Below are 16,963 nucleotides of genomic sequence, written 5' to 3' on the forward strand. Positions count from 1 at the left end.
ATTTCTACGTCAGACGCACATCCGAACCCTTTCTGACCTCCTTCTGACGTTGTTCAGATCCTGTTCTGACATACTTCATAAATTTTTCAGAACCTACACCCAGGAATTTCCATGTTCAAGAGCAATGGCGATGACTCGTTTCGGTCGTTCCTGACTGCCTGCAACGAGAACCAAGACGAGATTTTGGCAGGAGATTCGCCTTACGTAGCGATGATGGATGCTTTAGATTCATACCTTCGCAAGCACATCACCGGACCCGAAAACGTTCCTGATGATCTGGTTGTTCACACACTGCGCCTCAATGCTCGCTACCTACTGATGACAGGGTTCAGGATTGGCCTGACTGGTCATGCGGCTGGCGTCTTTCCTACGTTACGCACAGCCTTGGAAACCGCTTGTTATGCATACCTGATGAGTAAGGATGAAGCACTGTCTGACGTGTGGATGCAACGCGACGTTTCATCAGATCACCTTAGAGCCTGTAAGAAAGCGTTCAAACAACCCATTGCTGATGCTAGGGACAAGATTGACCTGCTACATCCCAACCAGCTTGGATCGTGGATGTACGCTCTCTACCTTGCATCAATCGACTTTGGCGCTCATCCAAACGCGAAAACGGTCACGCTTCATACCAGAATCACTGACGATGAAATGTCAGGCATGACCCTATTTGAATCTTTGGCTTTATATAATACCAACAGCTTTGAATATGAAAGGTCGCTTTTGGCTTGTGTCGAAACGAGTTTAGCCGTGGCGATTGTCCTTTCAATGACCCACGAAATAGCCACGGAGGAAATGAATAAAGAGTTAAATGAACTCAATCAGCTCAAGAGTGACCTTGAAGAAATGATACGCTTGAAGTTTGGCGAACCAGAAAAGCAATAACATAGAAAAAGGACATGTCCTTATGCGGTAATATTATATTTGTGAATGCTATAATTATAATATCAAACAATCATTAATTATCATGGCACATTATTCAGCATCATCAGAAAGGGCATCTGACGCAGCAAAAAAATCAGCATTAGTTCGCCACCTTTACGCAATGTACAAAGTCGATTCACTCAAAACAATCGCAGAACGTGAAAACCTAGACATGACAATCCACATTGCAAAAAAGATTGCCAAGGGTTTGTTCGAAAGAGGACTATCTAAGAAATTTCTGATTGAACATTTCAGCACTCCAAACCGAACTCACAAATCAAATGACTTAGCTCGAATTGATGAAATCATAATCAGATACCAAAACGTCTTTCTACAAAGGTTCTAATAGCCTTTTTCATACCGTCGGTCATCAGTTGCTAGAGTGTAGCCGTTCGGCTACACTTGATCCATGAACACATTCATCAGAACCCACGAATTCGACAACTGGCTGAAAGCCTTGAAGGACGTGACTGCACGTCTGCGAATCACGAACCGCATCTTGCAGGCACAAAACGGCAATTTTGGTGACTGTAAGCCAGTAGGAGACGGCATCAGCGAAATGCGTATCTTCGTAGGTCCGGGCTACCGTGTGTACTACACGCGCCGTGGTGAAGTCGTCTATCTGCTACTATGCGGCGGTAGCAAGGGTTCTCAGAAGCGTGACATTAAGCTAGCGAAATCCATCCTCGATGAGATCGAGAAGGAAGAAAGAAAATGAGAGAGTTGAAGGTTTTTGAGGCTTCTGACTACCTGAACAACGATGCAGAAATTGCAGAATTTCTGAGCATTTCCTTGGAAGACCCAAACCCTGACGTGTTCCTGCAGGCGCTTAAAGAAGCCGCTAAAGCGCGTGGAATGAGCCAGCTAGCGAAGGATGCGGGCATCAACCGGGAATCGCTCTACAAGGCTCTGGCACCGGGCGCGAAGCCTCGGTATGACACGGTTTTGAAGGTTATGAATGCTCTTGGCGTGAAGCTGACTGCCCAGCACGTATAACCCGTTCATCAAGCTCAATACCAAGATTGCCTACAAGCTGCCTAACGTGCTTTCTAAAGATGTCTATTGTAAGCCGGAAATGAATATCTACCAAACTAAGGGCGATTCAAATTATGTTAGCCCAGCGATTAGCGGCAATTGTTCTGCTTTGCTCTATTTTAAATGAAGCGAGTGCGGCTTCTCGCTGTGGAGCAAAGCTGGTAAATTCAGGTGACACGCTTGAAAACGTTCTTCAGACATGCGGGCAGCCTGTCGCACAGGATAGTGATGGGCCTGTAATGCGAAATAATGGAGTGCCACGAAAAGGGGCGCAGAAAACAGAGGTTTTAGTCTACGGTCCAAACGGCGGGGCATATCAGTACATGCTTTTTATCAACGACAAATTGATACGAGTAGATACTCGACGCAACGAGCCCTCCGGTAATCTATTGAAATGGGATTAGAGTCTTAACTGTTAGGAACCTATCTCTCTAGTTTTTGTTAGACGGTAGACCTTATAATTTTACACTCATATTTCCCCTCAAGCATTCTTTCCCATCAAACAGTTATGGACATTTCTTCTTTCGGAATGGAAGGAACCCACAAGATCAAAACCCATCATGACTGCATCAGTAAACCCTTCACCCCCTTGTCGCTTATTCACGTTATCGACTTGATTAGATACTCACCTTTATTACGCACATTACCCACATCCTTTGACACTGGATACCACTCAAATTCGTCAGGTGGCAGACCACAATCCCTCGCGATTTCCTTGGCGCGATCTTTGGTCATGTCAGGCGAAAGCCACTCCCGAGCAAGCTCCGGGGAAAGGACTACCGGTCTTCTGTCGTGTACGTCGAGCAGACCACCCGCAGCATCAGCAGTGATTATCACCATCCCTGCAGGCTCATCAGCAGTGGGACCGTCCTCAATTTGAGCCAGACCAGCAAAGAACATTGGCTTGTGAGACTTCAACCGTATGAAGAACGGTTGCTTCTTCTCATCACCGGGTTCCTTCACCCACTCGTACCATCCATCTGCCGGGATCAAAGCCCTGTGATCCGGGAACAGCGTCTTGTAAAACCGACCGCGAGCAATGGTTTCTATACGCGCATTTATCGGTTGAACGACCTTGGGTTTCGGATACTGAACCTCGCGTTTCCAGCCCCAATGCACTGCATGGATCTGAGGTCCATCAGGCTCAACGTGCATGACCTGAACGTCAGTGGAAGGCGCAATATTATATCGAGCGATGGGAGTCCTATCGACTTTGGCGAACAGATCGCCTTGCGGGTCGAGTTCCTGAACGTACTCATCCATAGACCTGAACATCACAAATCGACCGCACATAGCCTTCTCCTAGAGCTTGGGGATTTCGCCGGTAGCCTCGGCAATCGTCGCCAAGGTTTCTTCCATCGCAGCGATCTGGTCTTGAAGCTTCATGAACGATAAATGAACAGCACCATCCACATCGACAGTCTGCGCACCACGTAGAGAAATCACTTCTTTTTCGTCAACCGTTTCGAGGTCAGTAACGGTTTCACGCAGCGTGCGAAGCTGGTCAAAAATCCCGGCTACAAGGGCTTTGCTGTCTTTGCTCATGGGTCAGACCTTCCGTAGATGACAGTATTCTGATGCCACCACGGAGCAGAAATTCAGACCGTTTGGCTTCACCCATTCCTTCGTCATCGTTGGCAGGAACTACTACCGCTCCGCATTCCTCTTAAACGAAGAGTTGAGAGGAAAATAGTGATGACTGACGCACTGGACGAGTACAACAAGAAACGTGACTTCGACGCAACGCCAGAGCCTTCTGGAGCGAGGAAAACGACTCGCAAGAAGAAGTTTGAAGACCATGCTCTGCAGTTCTGCATTCAGAAGCATGATGCTTCAAGGCTTCACTACGATTTTCGGATTGAGATCGAAGGTACGTTGAAGAGTTGGGCGGTTCCCAAGGGTCCGAGTCTAGATCCACAGGTGAAGCGCTTGGCGATGGAGGTTGAAGACCACCCCTTGGATTACGCCACGTTTGAAGGCCACATTCCAGAAGGTCACTATGGTGCCGGGGATGTAATTGTGTGGGACCGTGGGATCTGGAAATGCATTGGCGATCCAGTTGAGTCTTATAAAAAAGGGAAGCTGAAATTCGAGCTAGAAGGTGAAAAACTCGGAGGGTTGTGGAACCTTGTTCGCACCCATCAGGAAGGGAAATCGAAGCCTTGGTTCCTTATCAAGCATCAGGATTCAGCAGCGAAGCCACAAGCTGATTATGACGTAGTGAAAGAGTTGCCCGATTCCGTCATCAGTGACCGAACCATCATCCCGAAAAAGCGTGGTAAAGCAGCAGAACCCAAGCCAGTAGAGACGGTTCCTGAACCTCGCAAACGAGCCAAATCCACCAAGCTCACTGGTGCGAAACCTTTATCGATTCCCGATATTATAAAACCCCAGCTCGCTAAGCTGGTGGAGACTGCACCGTCTGGTGACTGGCGGTACGAAATCAAGATTGACGGCTATCGGATGATGGCTCGAATCGAGAATGGTGACGTGAAACTGTTCACCAGAAACGGTCATGACTGGACTGCCAAAATGCCAAAACAGGCGGAAGCGTTAGCTAGCCTGGCACTCGAATCGGCGTGGCTCGATGGTGAAATGATTGCGGCTGACGAGAACGGCGTACCCAGCTTTCAGATGCTCCAAAATGCCTTTGAGAGTGGCAAAAGCGGATCAATAGTTTTCTACCTTTTTGACATGCCCTACCTGAACGGCGTGGACCTCAGAGATGTTCCAGTCGAAGAACGCCGGTCAGCATTGGCAAAGGTTCTGGAGCGGTCGGAGGACGAAATAATCAGGTTCTCAGAGGACTTTGGCGAGGAAGCAAGCGACCTTCTCACCAGCGTTTGCCAGATGAACATGGAAGGTTTGATAGGAAAACGTGCGGGGAGTACATATGTATCCCGGCGCAGTGATGACTGGATCAAGCTCAAATGCAAACATCGCCAAGAGTTCGTAGTGGTCGGCTACTCCGAGCCAAAAGGCTCTAGAACGTCGTTTGGGGCGCTCCTGCTGGGATTACACGATAAGGACAGTGGCGAGCTTCGATATGCTGGGAAAGTCGGCACAGGCTTCAATGACAAGACCCTACGAACCATCCTTGCTCAACTCCAACCGTTGGAGATAGAAAAGCCAGCGGTCGTGAACCCACCGAAAGGCGTTGACGCAAAAGGAGTCCATTGGCTCAAACCTGAGCTACTGGCAGAAGTAGCGTATGCCGAAATCACCAAGGATGGATCTGTACGTCACTCGGTTTTCCACGGTTTGAGGAACGACAAACCAGCCAAAGAAATCACAGAAGAAACACCAGTGCCGGCAAAAGAAGTTGAAGCGGAGAAACCTGAACCTGCATCGAAGAAAAAATCTGTCAAAAAGGCACCCTCTCCTTCGTCCGGCAAGATCCGAATCACTCACCCGGAACGTGTCATAGATGCGTCCAGTGGCTCAACCAAAATGCAGTTGGCTGAATATTATGTGAGTGTCGCTGACTGGATTCTTCCTACCCTCAAAGACCGTCCCATTACCTTGGTACGTGCGCCCGAAGGCATCGCTGGTGAACTGTTCTTTCAGAAGAACGTTGAACGTCTACCGATACCCGGCATTGAGACAGTCGAAGGTGAATCAGTAATGCTCATCAACAACGCCGAAGCACTCGTTGGAGCAGTGCAAATGAGCACCATTGAGTTCCATTCTTGGAATGCCCAAGCGCCGGATCTGGACCGTCCAGACCGGTTTGTGTTGGACCTTGACCCTGATCCTGCCCTACCGTGGAAATCGATGGTAGAAGCCACCACACTGACTCTCACGATTCTGGATGAGCTTGGCTTGAAGTCGTTCATCAAGACTAGTGGCGGTAAGGGAATCCATGTAGTTGTACCCCTGACTCCAAAGGACGATTGGGATACTGTGAAGCGATTCAGTCAGGCAATTGTCCAGTACATGGCAAAGCTGATTCCTGACCGCTTCTCGTCGGTGCTAGGTCCGAAGAATCGCATTGGCAAGATCTTCATCGACTACCTTCGCAACGGTAAAGGCGCAACAACAATCAATGCTTATGCCGTGCGTACACGCGAAGATTTGCCGGTTTCAGTGCCGATTTTTAAAGAAGAAATTCACGAAATCAAAGGCGCGAATGTCTGGAACATCCACAACCTTCATGAGCGTCTAGGTCAGCTTGGAGACGATCCTTGGAAGGATTATAAGAAAACAAAACAAACTATTACGACTGAAATGCGTCGAAGAATTGGACTCAAAAAATAGGAGATCGACATGGATAATTACCATATCACCAAATCTGGCGACCATTGGATTTTCAAAAAGCAGGGTGCTGAACGAGCCTCCAAGACTGCTGATACCAAGGCGGAAATCATCAAGCTTGCGACTGAATTCCTTGAAGGCAAAACTGCTTCCCTGAAAATACACAAGGAGGATGGTACGATTCAGGAAGAACGGACGTATCCGCGAAGCGCTGACCCAACGAAGTCGAAAGGCTGAACCATCAAAATAAAGCCCACATAAGGGCTTTATTTTTAGCCATAAAAAACCGCCTTTGGGGGCGGTCTGTTTGTATCGCATGGGATTTCTCACATTTTGAGTTTGGTTTTTGCCGTTGGCTTTTCATTTTGCTTCAAGTCAACCTTGTTCTTCACCGCTGATAATGATTCAGTAACATACTCACCAGCAATCTTCAAACCGTCTACTAAATTACGGGCTGAAACAGCACCACCGTGAACAGCAGGGATTGTTACTGAGTATCCTTTGCCAATTGGCTCATGTTGAATAGCGCTTACACGCAACAACACTTCACTAGCAGCATTTTTTATCATATCTTCGTTAGCCAATTTAAGAGTTGTGACAGTGCTTGATGTATCGATCTTAACGTGACCATTTGAGAAATGGCGTTTAATTTCTTTCAAACCAGAATCCAAATTCACTAAATCAGCTATCTGTTTTGCAATCAATAAATTCTCGACATTTATGCTTTTAGGAATTGATGATTCTGTAACTCCAGCGCTTTTCAGTATTTTATCCTTATTATTCGAATATCTTTCAAAATAGGTTTGGTCTAACTGACCAGCACCGCCCCTAACCGTCAGCACAGCTTGCTGGTTATTGAAATCCAATGTATCAGCTATTGATTCTATTACTATGTCATCAAGATTATCTTTTGTGAATGGTGTACTCATATATATTTACCTTCCGTTATGAAGCTGAATTGCTTCATTCCAATTATTATACCATTTTTCAAAAATCGAAAAATAAATCACTCTTCTTAATATCCTGAACAGCAGAATTACTGAAAGGTATTATTCTTCGTTTTCAAATAAATGGTGCATGGAATCCCACGACTCAATAACACCAAGCAAATACTCGCTTACTTCATTCAAGTCCCCACCGTGAAATTCCTCTCCTTCCCTTACCCCAGTACTAAAATCTTGATAACCTGCATATTCACCGTCTTCATCAGCGTAATCGATGCAAATTTCATTCATACCTAATGCGGTCAGATACTCAAAAATATCTTGCGACCACTCATCATCAATGCCGTGATTAACAAAACAGATGCCAAACGATTTTTCGTTATAATTATCTATGTGATAGATAAGTCCTAATTCATCAAAAAAGTCAGAAAGCTCACCCCCATAATCATTTATGTCAGATTCATCATCCCATTCTGGAAAATTATCCGCGACAAACTTATTAATAATCTCTTGCTGCCCTTCAAATCTTAGTTGCACTTGTAACATAAATCACCATTATTATTATCCTGAACAGCAGAATTGCTGGCAGGGGCTTACTTCGAAATTATTCAGAATGGAAAATAATCCTTGTTCATATATTCATGTCCAAAATCATAATCTTCATCTTCTACCCTGAATTTATATCTTCCATCATCGGCTATCGTCATAATCAGACTTTCACAATCCACATCGACAATCTCAGAAAGGTCGAGAACCCAAGACGTACATCCATGCTTGACAGAACAGAACTGAAGCTTGGTTGTAAATCTCACCCCTTCATCTTCGGAGATTTCTCGACTATCGATATGCCACACTTCTTCACAATCATAGTTCTCTTGAAATATAAAAAGCCTTTTTACGCCGATTTCTGTTTCGTCGAATAACTGACAAACCTTCGCCCAGAATTCGTTTACACTCTTAATTTTATCGCTCATTCCACTATTCATGTTATTCGTCTCCGTCTTTAAGCGTTCGCCTATTAAATTATTGTACTTCTTCTATGTAAAACAAAAATGTCCGATAGTCACCAACATAATTACCGAATGGGTAATCAGTTAGAACGGGTAGTAGTTGCGATTATTAAACTCATGACTGAAGCTGTAATGCTCGTCTTCAACTCGAAATTTATATCTCGCACCATTATCCATAATCATTACCATTTTCTCGCAATCTACATCGACAATTTCTGAAAGATCGTATTCCCAAGCAGTGCATCCATGATCGAATGAACACCATTGCAATTTGGTGATAAAATTCAACCCTTCATCTTCATCAATATCCCAATTCTCAATACTCAATACTCACGATTTCTTCGGCGTGATAATTGTCTTGAAAAATGAATAGGCTTTTTTCCCTTGTAGATTCATCGTACATCTGGCAAACCTTCGCCCAAAATTCATTTACTTCTTTAATTTTCTTGTTCATTTTCTTGTTCATGGTGCCTTCTCCGATTTATAGACTTTCGCCTGTTAAGTTAAGATGTTGCGATATTACTTTTTACTCATCCAGCCTTGTGAAGCACATGCAGATATTCAACAACCTGTTTGTTATCTGAAACGTTTGTTCCAAGGTTGAACCTCTTATGCGGTATTTCTCTGCTCTCATATTTGCCATAAGAACTCATAACGTCAGCAATCAGCTCTGACGACATAATGCTTTCGTTCGAATAGCTCATAATTAAGAACTCAAATTTCGCAGATTCAACCAATGTTCTGAATTCAGCTTCCACTTTCTTTTTGTGCGACCACGGAGAGACGTTGCGACCTTCCGGGCGACCAGTAATGCCAGCAATCACAGGCTTCTCGTTCTGCGCAATCGTGTTGAGTACGTGATACACGTTGCTGTACTGCATGTTCGTGTAAGGCGGATCGAGGTACAGGATGTCACCGCTCACTTCCTGCAGCAGGTCGTTGGCGTCTCCTAAGTACACGTCATTACTCGCAACGGAATCTTTCAAATCGAACCCTTTGAACTCAATTGGTTTGAGCGAAACCTTGTTGAATTCTTTGAGGTACGCAGAGTAAAACCCAGTCGTATTGCTCACACGGTCAGCCGCTTCGAGGACCGAGCAAAGGCAGTAGTAGAACTGATTGTCAGTCAGTTCCTTACGAGCATACATGCCGTAAATCAGTTCAATTCCCGCGTCGATCATCAAAGCATTGTCGTTAGTGAAATACTTGCGACCACCAGCCTCACTGTAATTCTCAAAAATAAAACCTTCATGGGCATCCATCGCATAATTCATCCAGTCAATAATCGGCTGGCATTCATAAGCAGTGGATGAATCATTGTTCAACAGATTACTCAAGATAGCGTAGCTGTAATATTCCAAGTCATTTGCAACGACTTTAAACCGGTTTTTGAAATGGTTAGCGACTTTCCCTGAACCAGAGAATAAATCACATAAAACGATCTCATCGGATGGTTTGTTAATTTTGACTTGGCAATCAGTTACGACTGAATCAATGAATCCCAAAAGTTTTGTTTTAGATCCTAGGTATTTAATACTCAAAAAACACACGAAGCAGTGCTACAACATCGATGGTTAATGTTCTTTCGATGTATAGAAATAGACTTTAACTATTTTGGTGTGCATTGCAGTATTGTTTAAAACTGCTTTTAGAAACGTGAAAGCGTTTCAGTTAATGCACGTAGGGTGAAGCAATAACTATCGTATCTTATTTACAAAAAACCTTTTTAATCAAACCATGATCTAATGCAGCATCTGCAGCGTTCATAATCTGCTTATTGGATATTTTTTTAAAAGATTTCAAAATATCATTGTAGATATACACAAGCTCATCGCCTTCGACATGAGGGATAGGTTTGAGTATTTTGTGTCGACCAGTGAGTGTAAAATAAAGAAAGCAAGCATATGGATTAAAGCTTTTACTTATAGCGTCATGAATAAGATATGGGGATCTTGTAAAATAATCATCCTCATCAATATCAATTTCTTCAAGCAATTCAGTAACTGCATAGCTCAACGTGCTTTCCAATAAAGCTTTCTTTTCAGGGTAAAAGTTAAAGCTTTCAATGATGCCAAACTCTGTGCGTGCTGCTTTGATAATTTCTAAACCATTCATAATTTCCTATTCTCGTATAAGGAGGCTTTCGCCTGTTAAGGTGTTGCGGTGTTACATTTGCTACTTAACCACTTGTACACTATATGCAAATACATAAACGCGGTTTAGGTAATGCACATAATCAATTGCGTATTTGCTTTCGACGAGACAAAAGATATCAAATCTAAATTATTTGTCAAGGCACCCTAAACTTCAAAAGTCAACGTTAAAAATCGAATTTTATTTTAGGTTAAAATCTTTAAATTGAATTTTCGTTTATTTTATAAGCTCAGAGAGGATTCGCTAAATGGCTACAAGCCTTATTCCGCTTGAGCTTGAAGGTCATCGGCAAACCAATTTAAAGAAAATAGGCGTAATTGAAATTTAGCTTTTTAGAGTTTTTTGTAAAAACGAGGGAGAGACACGCACTGAAACGGCGCAAAATCGATAGATTAAATCGATCAGCTTGCGCCAATCGATCTATTCAATTCATGAAAATAATTGGGTTATCGCTTGATATTGCATCAAAACCCAACCTTGAATCATTAAACGCTATCAGTTGGACTTGAATATCATCTCTCCTTTTCGCCATTTTGCGACCTTCCCAATCCCTTTTTTCAACACATCAGTTACGCCAGATTCAATAGGAGCATGTGAGCCGAACACCATGACGACCTTCTGACTCTCTCTGAACACGATGCCCTCACCCTCTGGTAGCACAACAGAAGCCTTGTCATGCACGCCATACACGTCCAACTCAACCGCACGGTAGCGGATTTCGAGTATCCCGCCGTCTCTCGACGGCTTCACTGATGCCTTGAAGTCACCAAACCGGATATTCACGGCTGTCTGTCGTCTACGACGAGGTTGTTCACCTTGTCGAGCTGGACGACGTACACGCCCTCTGGTGACTGCTCGCACATATAGATAGAAGGGAACGTGTTCAGGATCTTCAAGAGGTCGTTCTTAAAGTCACCCAGTGTGAAGAGAGTGATGGGATCGAGGTGGCTCATAGGCAGGAAGGCTCAGTAATGCTGGAAGAGAGTCGAAGGACTGGATTGTAAGACGCTCCTACCTGCTCTACCTAACGCAGATCCACGATCTCCAGGAATCCGCACACCGCCAAGGAACATCCCACCCACAGAGGACACCTTTCACTCCAAATCTCTGATTTGGGGAGTGGTTGTGACTGCCTAGCGTTAACCCCCGGAATCTCAATTCCCAAATGCTATAATATGAGCAAACTACAACAAACCAAATGAAACGTTTAATTCCCTTTCTTCTATTCTTTTCCGTCCTTTTTGCAGGTTCAGCCTTTGCTGATTCAGACTCATCAAAATGCGGCTTATCCCAAGACGGTAAATCAATAGACACAAAATTCATGGTTTGCCCGCAGAACATCGCCCAAAAGATAAAATACAGTTTTTTAGGCAATGCCATTTTTGGTCAGATCAATAACAGCGAAGGTGTAGTGACAAAATCGACGGCAATTGAAGACGAATTGTCGGAAGGCCAGAAAAACATAAATGCATCAAATCAGGAAATGTTCAGCACCATAATGCTCCTCTCTTACGGAATCGCATTATGCATTGTTTGCTTCTTGCTTTATCCAATGATTGTAACGATGTTCAAAGCTGTCCTCGCTGGTGAATTTCACGAAAAGGGTAATGAGCCAATTCGTTACAGAGCGTATGGCTTGCAATCAATAGGTATCTCAGTCGTAGCCTTGGGTGGGCTAATGCCGGGATTATTTGGCGTTAACAATTCTTTGAGCACTGGTGCTTACGCTTTGCTTTCAGCCTCAAACGGCAGTGCAGAAGTAGAAGCGTCAATTATAGGACGTTTTATCAACGACATTATTTCCGGCAACATGGAAACACAGCCTCAGAATGAATCTTTAGCAGATTACAGAGCAAAGAAAGAAAATAGTCACACGTACTACTCAGCACAAGCCACCGTAGCTGGTCTAATCGCTACGTCACTGGTTATCTCAAACACATCAGCATTCAACAACACAATCGACAACCTTAATAAGCCTTCACAGGACTGGAAGATAAGAGACGCTACGGCAGATGTATGGCAACCGAACAGCGACCAAGATATTATTTTCGAAAAAAGATTTTCAGAAGACCCTAACCAGATCATGTGGGCGACGGATGCCGTAACTTTTGCCAAGAACCCTACCGACATAGGCGAAACTCTACCGTACCTCAAAGCGATAAATTACAACAAATCGTACCGTGATTTCGATGACATCGAAGGACTTACAAACCAAGCCGCGAAATTGATGACAGACATTGAAACCTCTTCCTTCTATGACAATCCAGCTGGATTCCTTGAAATCAAGCAAAGTGCTTTGTCACTTTTCTTCAAGGACGCACAAGCAAACATCATGCGTAAGAATTTTTTGCCTTGGATGGTTAAATCAGATGCCATTGCGGATTTAATAGTCAATTACGCTTGCTCTAAATCAGTCTCGCCTAGAATGTCAGCCCAGTTATTCATAGACGCTCACAGTGGAAAAGGTAACGCCAGTACAGGCAACGCTTCATGCGTAAGCAACGATTGGAAAATAATGGGCTTAGGCAAAACAGAGCAGTACGCTACCCAAATCAAGGAACAAAGCGATGCATTGATTCAGGAATACTATAATGTTCGTTTGAAAATAAACACTCAGTTCCACAATTCAATGATTAATCAGAAACTGGTTGAAAGAATGCTTGAAGCCTATCAGAAAGGATTCTTGCACCTTGTGTGGGTTATGCCGGGAATCATGGACGATGCGAATTTCGCAGCTACGACGCAGAATCAGTTCGGCACATCCTCTCCAATGGGAACATTGCAGACTCAGGCGTTAGGCAGCTACATCGTTGATGATTGGGCGGTGGCGCATGGCTATGGCGACTCTAACGACAACGATTTGAACATGGGCGAAATCGTCAGAGAACTGAACCTAATCCCTAACTCTGACGGCACCCCAAGCCTTTCTGACAGCTCTGCAATCATGCAGAAAGCATACAGCACGAACGCTACTGCATCAGCCCAACAAGCCGATTTCTACCAAGCCGTAGGAGTAGGTCTAGAAAGCCCCAAAACAGATATGGACGCTTGCATAAAGTCTTCCAAATACCCTGTCACATGCATGCAGAAATATGGTCAGCAGATTTCTGAAACCATGACTCAAATCATGATGCTCGCAGCCACTACCAAACTAATCAGTTATGCAGCCACGTCCTACGGAGACAAGAAGAAAGACCGTGTAACCACTGAACAGGCAAAGGCAGAAGAAAAGGCAGGCGTTTCAAAATCCGGCATAAGCAAGAAAAAGAAAGCGATGAAATCAAGCCCTAATTTCATGCAGGTTGTGGGAGCTATTACAGGCGGATTGTCTACGATAATGTTTGGATGGGCTTTGAAAGGATACATGCTTGCAACCGCCTTCAAATTCTTGGTTATCTCAATCATGACTGGACCATTTTACCTTTTGTACGTTCTGAACATCATGTATCTCATGTTGCTACTAGTGACCATGCCGTTTGCTATTTTAGCCTTCGCTAAATTAAACGACCTGAACAACCTCAAAAGGATTGGTGCAACGATGCTGGGAATTCTTTGTAGCGCACTCGTTTGTGGACCATTGATTACCTTTTTCTACATTACGAATTGGGAGCTAGCTGGAATCTTCAACAGGATCATCACTGAACACGCTACCAATGGTCTTGGAGCAGAAATTGGACAAAACACGAATATCATTCTTCAAAAAATGATGGAGATTTTCGTAACCGCCATAATTTTCTTCATCGTAAATATCTCATGCACGAATTACGCGTTGAAGGCGCTTCAAGAAACCGCACATGTAATGGGTATTCCAATGCCATACCTTCAGTACGGAATAACCTTCCTAAGCAGAATCGAGGCAATGTGTGTTGCAGCAACTGGTGGCATTTACTTCGTCGTTAGTAAAATAATCGACAGAAAAACGGCGAAAGGCGTGTATAACCTATTCGGGAAACTTGGACGCAAATTGAGACGTAACCGTAAATAAGGAACGCTCACAATGGTATAATAAGTGAATAAAAAAACACAAACTACATATGAAACGTTTTCTTTACTCACTTCTTCTACTGCTTTCATTTAGCGCCGTTTCACCAGCCTTTGCGCAAACCACTGATGTGAAAGCATGGGGAGTCTCTTCCCCATTAGGCTACAACACAGCCAGCAAAAATCTAGAAGTGAGCTACAACGATTATGAACGTACACAGGCGTTGGTTTTCCCAATGCTTGAATCTGTGCTTGGCTGCAACATGGTCCAAATCATTCGCAACGGGCCATTAGATTATCACTGGTTTTTCACAGGGGAATACAAATGCCTTGGCGCGTCCAATCTGTTCAACTCAGATTCATGGCGTATGTACACAGGACCAGTTTATTTAATAGTGATTTTCTTCTCTTCTATCTTCGGCGGATTGGTCATACGTATGCCGCTGATGGGGATATTTGAGGCAATGATAAGCACCGGAGAATCTGAGGATGAAAAAAGCAGACAGAAGCCAAGCGATTTTATCGGACATGTCATTCTGATTGCCTTCGTCGTCATGTGCCTCATACCGATCTACAAGTCAGATCCAGAAGCTGAGAAAAACGACACCAACATGCTCATGGTCATGAGCTACACCGCAGTGGCATGGGCGTTACAGGCAGGCAATTTCAACCTTCAAGCTATTCTCTCGAAGCAGTCGATTGAGCAACCATTCGTGGCGATTCCAAAGGCTAAAAATCAGATCACAAGGGAATCCCTAAACCTCATCGACTTCATGATGTGTGTCAATCAGCAACCGGGTAAATCCCAGCAGAACCTAACCTTCAATCGCTATGAAGGACACCTGTCGGCATTCGCTCAGGTAGGGAATTGTGTACTCACTATCGACCATGAAATAGATGAGGGAACGATCCTCGCAGCATCCTCAAACGGACTGCCTGACCTTTATCAGTTAGAGGTAGAAGCACTCACAGACGCTTACACAGTCGCACTTGTCGATGCTGCACAAATAGCCGCGAAACTCAGCAACCATGAAGAGCTTCCGGAAGGCGCAACGGCAACAGAATTCAACAAGGATATGACGTGTGAAGCCATCAAGAACTATGACCTCGGACGTACTGACCCTACGGGCATGCAAGCCTACGTTTACGCCGCCGCAAACTGCATGGGAGAAGCCTTTCTACAGCGCTTAACCAGAGCGCCGGGAGTGAGTGAACAGAGCCTTGTTGATGCCAAGGACAGATGGGTTCAGGTGTGCAAAACCAATTCGAACATGGCTGATTTGGAGAACACTCAAAGAGAATGTGCTGCACAAATGTGTGCCAGTGATTCCAGTCCATTCATGTGCAGCGCACAGATCAATAATTACAGCCGATTGCTTGGCAACCGCTACGTCACCAATCCTTCTTACCTGACGTTGATGGGATGGTTCGTACAGAGCCAATACGCCTCTTCAAACTTCGCAGATCCGGGCAAAGCATTGGTGAACTCAACCAAAATCGACAGCTACCAGAGCAACGAATATCAGCGGCCCCTAATGCAAGGTACACCAGCTTTCACAGTGCCTTATACGAAGGGCACAACCAATCAGGAAAGACGTTGGACCAGTGCCCAAATCATGGGCGCATATCAAGCAGAAGCGTCGATGAACCTCGATTTCTTTGGCCTATTGGATAAGTATTTCACAAACGGCAATGACGGTCCTTTCAGCATTCACAGAACCATCGAATGCATCAGTTACCCAAGCCAGAAATCACCATCGGGCAGAGTGTGCGCAGGCGTGTTCAAAGAATTGGACATGCTGGGAAATCGCTTGTTGGCAGCATCCGCAGAGTTACGCGCCGGGACGAAAGCAGCCAAAATCATGTACGTCTCCCCGACCGAAAAAGCCAAGGCAAAAGCCGGTGTTGAACTGGCAGAAGCCACAATGAAAGCCTCAGCGAAGATGTATGGCGGTACTGACACGATGGTAGCGTTTGCCATCGCTTCCACGGTCAATGCGCAGGCTAGTGATGTTTTCAGCGAGTACGGTACGGATTTTGGTCCCGAAGCGGCGTATTTGATAGCAGCGGTTTACGCAAATGAAGACGTTGCAGCATTTGCCAATGAATCAGCCAAATACCTTTGGTTGATGGGGATGTACTTGAAATTCTCAATCGGCATAGCATTCGTCATGATAATAATATCGTTCTTCATGAACCTATGGACCAAATTAACAGCGTCAAACATTGCTTCTATTCCACATTTTATCTTAATGTTGGGTAAAAGCAAAAACGCAGTAGACCCTGAAACCGACACATGGAAGCCTTTCGAGTCACTGATTGTCTACATCACCAGTTGGGCTTTGTTTGGGCCAGTCGTATTATTGGGTGTTTACTTTGTGAATACACTGTTCATGTATCAAGCGATTCCCTTCTCAGCTTATTCTAATACGTACATCGCATCTGCCAATGCAAGCACCATTGCCAATGCCGTGGACACGATAATCATGCTGTGTCTGTACCTTGTCTTCGTTTCATTCGTCATCGCTGCAATTATGAAATTTGGAGCATATGGATTAACTGGAATGACAAGAGCATGGATTTACGGAGCAAAATCAAGAGCGCCACTTTACGAGAACGATGTAGAAATCGACGCTTCGAAAGGCGTATAAAGATAATAGG

At 44.6% G+C, this 16,963-nt stretch carries 16 protein-coding genes; 8 read left to right on the forward strand and 8 right to left on the reverse strand.

Annotation, left to right across the window (positions count from 1 at the left end; genetic code table 11):
- The first annotated feature begins 111 nt into the window (after positions 1 to 111).
- The 4 genes from AU074_RS29410 (at position 112) to AU074_RS35030 (ending at position 2,363) form a co-directional block, all read left to right on the forward strand.
- The gene (locus tag AU074_RS29410; RefSeq protein ID WP_076017683.1) at positions 112 to 885 is read left to right on the forward strand and encodes a hypothetical protein; all 774 of its coding nucleotides are present in this window, start codon (positions 112 to 114) and stop codon (positions 883 to 885) included.
- Positions 886 to 1,333: 448 nt separating this feature from the next.
- On the forward strand, positions 1,334 to 1,642 hold the full coding sequence (locus tag AU074_RS29415; protein WP_076017684.1) for a type II toxin-antitoxin system RelE/ParE family toxin: 309 nt from the start codon (positions 1,334 to 1,336) through the stop codon (positions 1,640 to 1,642).
- Positions 1,639 to 1,920, forward strand: a complete 282-nt coding sequence (locus tag AU074_RS29420) for an addiction module antidote protein (RefSeq protein WP_076017685.1) — start codon at positions 1,639 to 1,641, stop codon at positions 1,918 to 1,920. Before AU074_RS29415 ends, AU074_RS29420 begins: the two co-directional genes overlap by 4 nt.
- Before the next feature lie 113 nt (positions 1,921 to 2,033).
- A complete protein-coding gene (locus AU074_RS35030; RefSeq protein WP_076017686.1) occupies positions 2,034 to 2,363 on the forward strand; it encodes a DUF2845 domain-containing protein in 330 nt (109 codons plus the stop codon).
- 196 nt (positions 2,364 to 2,559) lie between these two features.
- Here the strand turns inward: AU074_RS35030 and AU074_RS29430 are convergent, their stop codons facing one another.
- Together AU074_RS29430 and AU074_RS29435 are read right to left on the reverse strand one after the other, a co-directional pair.
- Positions 2,560 to 3,252, reverse strand: a complete 693-nt coding sequence (locus tag AU074_RS29430; protein WP_076017687.1) for an SOS response-associated peptidase — start codon at positions 3,250 to 3,252, stop codon at positions 2,560 to 2,562.
- Positions 3,253 to 3,261: 9 nt separating this feature from the next.
- Complete coding sequence (locus AU074_RS29435; protein WP_076017688.1) at positions 3,262 to 3,504, reverse strand: hypothetical protein; 243 nt, start codon at positions 3,502 to 3,504, stop codon at positions 3,262 to 3,264.
- Positions 3,505 to 3,654: 150 nt separating this feature from the next.
- Here AU074_RS29435 and ligD point away from each other — a divergent pair, with 150 nt between their 5' ends.
- Together ligD and AU074_RS29445 are read left to right on the forward strand one after the other, a co-directional pair.
- On the forward strand, positions 3,655 to 6,216 hold the full coding sequence (gene ligD, locus AU074_RS29440) for a DNA ligase D (protein ID WP_076017689.1): 2,562 nt from the start codon (positions 3,655 to 3,657) through the stop codon (positions 6,214 to 6,216).
- A gap of 9 nt (positions 6,217 to 6,225) precedes the next feature.
- Positions 6,226 to 6,450: a DUF2188 domain-containing protein gene (locus tag AU074_RS29445; protein WP_076017690.1), complete on the forward strand. Its 225-nt coding sequence runs from the start codon at positions 6,226 to 6,228 to the stop codon at positions 6,448 to 6,450.
- A gap of 89 nt (positions 6,451 to 6,539) precedes the next feature.
- On the opposite strand, the gene AU074_RS33890 is transcribed toward AU074_RS29445, so the two are convergent.
- The 6 genes from AU074_RS33890 to AU074_RS32860 all read right to left on the reverse strand — a co-directional run bounded on the left by AU074_RS33890 (position 6,540) and on the right by AU074_RS32860 (position 11,104).
- The gene (locus AU074_RS33890; protein ID WP_143503737.1) at positions 6,540 to 7,142 is read right to left on the reverse strand and encodes a hypothetical protein; all 603 of its coding nucleotides are present in this window, start codon (positions 7,140 to 7,142) and stop codon (positions 6,540 to 6,542) included.
- A gap of 120 nt (positions 7,143 to 7,262) precedes the next feature.
- Positions 7,263 to 7,703: a hypothetical protein gene (locus tag AU074_RS29450; protein ID WP_076017691.1), complete on the reverse strand. Its 441-nt coding sequence runs from the start codon at positions 7,701 to 7,703 to the stop codon at positions 7,263 to 7,265.
- A 62-nt stretch (positions 7,704 to 7,765) separates the two neighbouring features.
- The gene (locus AU074_RS29455; protein WP_143503738.1) at positions 7,766 to 8,143 is read right to left on the reverse strand and encodes a hypothetical protein; all 378 of its coding nucleotides are present in this window, start codon (positions 8,141 to 8,143) and stop codon (positions 7,766 to 7,768) included.
- A gap of 554 nt (positions 8,144 to 8,697) precedes the next feature.
- Positions 8,698 to 9,708 (reverse strand): DNA adenine methylase, encoded by a 1,011-nt coding sequence (locus tag AU074_RS29460; RefSeq protein ID WP_256576985.1) that lies wholly within the window; start codon positions 9,706 to 9,708, stop codon positions 8,698 to 8,700.
- Between the two features lie 166 nt (positions 9,709 to 9,874).
- Positions 9,875 to 10,282, reverse strand: a complete 408-nt coding sequence (locus tag AU074_RS29465) for a hypothetical protein (RefSeq protein WP_076017693.1) — start codon at positions 10,280 to 10,282, stop codon at positions 9,875 to 9,877.
- Positions 10,283 to 10,816: 534 nt separating this feature from the next.
- The gene (locus tag AU074_RS32860; RefSeq protein ID WP_083676742.1) at positions 10,817 to 11,104 is read right to left on the reverse strand and encodes a hypothetical protein; all 288 of its coding nucleotides are present in this window, start codon (positions 11,102 to 11,104) and stop codon (positions 10,817 to 10,819) included.
- 415 nt (positions 11,105 to 11,519) lie between these two features.
- On the opposite strand from AU074_RS32860, the gene AU074_RS29475 reads away from it, so the two are divergent.
- Positions 11,520 to 14,306: a hypothetical protein gene (locus AU074_RS29475; RefSeq protein WP_143503739.1), complete on the forward strand. Its 2,787-nt coding sequence runs from the start codon at positions 11,520 to 11,522 to the stop codon at positions 14,304 to 14,306.
- A 49-nt stretch (positions 14,307 to 14,355) separates the two neighbouring features.
- Positions 14,356 to 16,953 carry a hypothetical protein gene (locus AU074_RS29480; protein WP_143503740.1) on the forward strand — a complete coding sequence of 866 codons (2,598 nt, stop codon included), beginning with the start codon at positions 14,356 to 14,358 and terminating at the stop codon, positions 16,951 to 16,953.
- The last annotated feature ends 10 nt before the right edge of the window (positions 16,954 to 16,963 follow it).

This window comes from Pseudomonas sp. ATCC PTA-122608 (assembly GCF_001952855.1).
Taxonomy (GTDB): domain Bacteria; phylum Pseudomonadota; class Gammaproteobacteria; order Pseudomonadales; family Pseudomonadaceae; genus Aquipseudomonas.

Coding starts and splice junctions, on each gene's coding strand:
- AU074_RS29455 (WP_143503738.1), bottom strand. CDS start 8,143: ATGAATAGTGGAATGAGCGATAAAATTAAGAGTGTAAACGAATTCTGG.
- AU074_RS29445 (WP_076017690.1), top strand. CDS start 6,226: ATGGATAATTACCATATCACCAAATCTGGCGACCATTGGATTTTCAAA.
- ligD (WP_076017689.1), top strand. CDS start 3,655: ATGACTGACGCACTGGACGAGTACAACAAGAAACGTGACTTCGACGCA.
- AU074_RS29435 (WP_076017688.1), bottom strand. CDS start 3,504: ATGAGCAAAGACAGCAAAGCCCTTGTAGCCGGGATTTTTGACCAGCTT.
- AU074_RS29465 (WP_076017693.1), bottom strand. CDS start 10,282: ATGAATGGTTTAGAAATTATCAAAGCAGCACGCACAGAGTTTGGCATC.
- AU074_RS35030 (WP_076017686.1), top strand. CDS start 2,034: ATGTTAGCCCAGCGATTAGCGGCAATTGTTCTGCTTTGCTCTATTTTA.
- AU074_RS29420 (WP_076017685.1), top strand. CDS start 1,639: ATGAGAGAGTTGAAGGTTTTTGAGGCTTCTGACTACCTGAACAACGAT.
- AU074_RS29480 (WP_143503740.1), top strand. CDS start 14,356: ATGAAACGTTTTCTTTACTCACTTCTTCTACTGCTTTCATTTAGCGCC.
- AU074_RS29450 (WP_076017691.1), bottom strand. CDS start 7,703: ATGTTACAAGTGCAACTAAGATTTGAAGGGCAGCAAGAGATTATTAAT.
- AU074_RS29415 (WP_076017684.1), top strand. CDS start 1,334: ATGAACACATTCATCAGAACCCACGAATTCGACAACTGGCTGAAAGCC.
- AU074_RS33890 (WP_143503737.1), bottom strand. CDS start 7,142: ATGAGTACACCATTCACAAAAGATAATCTTGATGACATAGTAATAGAA.
- AU074_RS29430 (WP_076017687.1), bottom strand. CDS start 3,252: ATGTGCGGTCGATTTGTGATGTTCAGGTCTATGGATGAGTACGTTCAG.
- AU074_RS29410 (WP_076017683.1), top strand. CDS start 112: ATGTTCAAGAGCAATGGCGATGACTCGTTTCGGTCGTTCCTGACTGCC.
- AU074_RS29475 (WP_143503739.1), top strand. CDS start 11,520: ATGAAACGTTTAATTCCCTTTCTTCTATTCTTTTCCGTCCTTTTTGCA.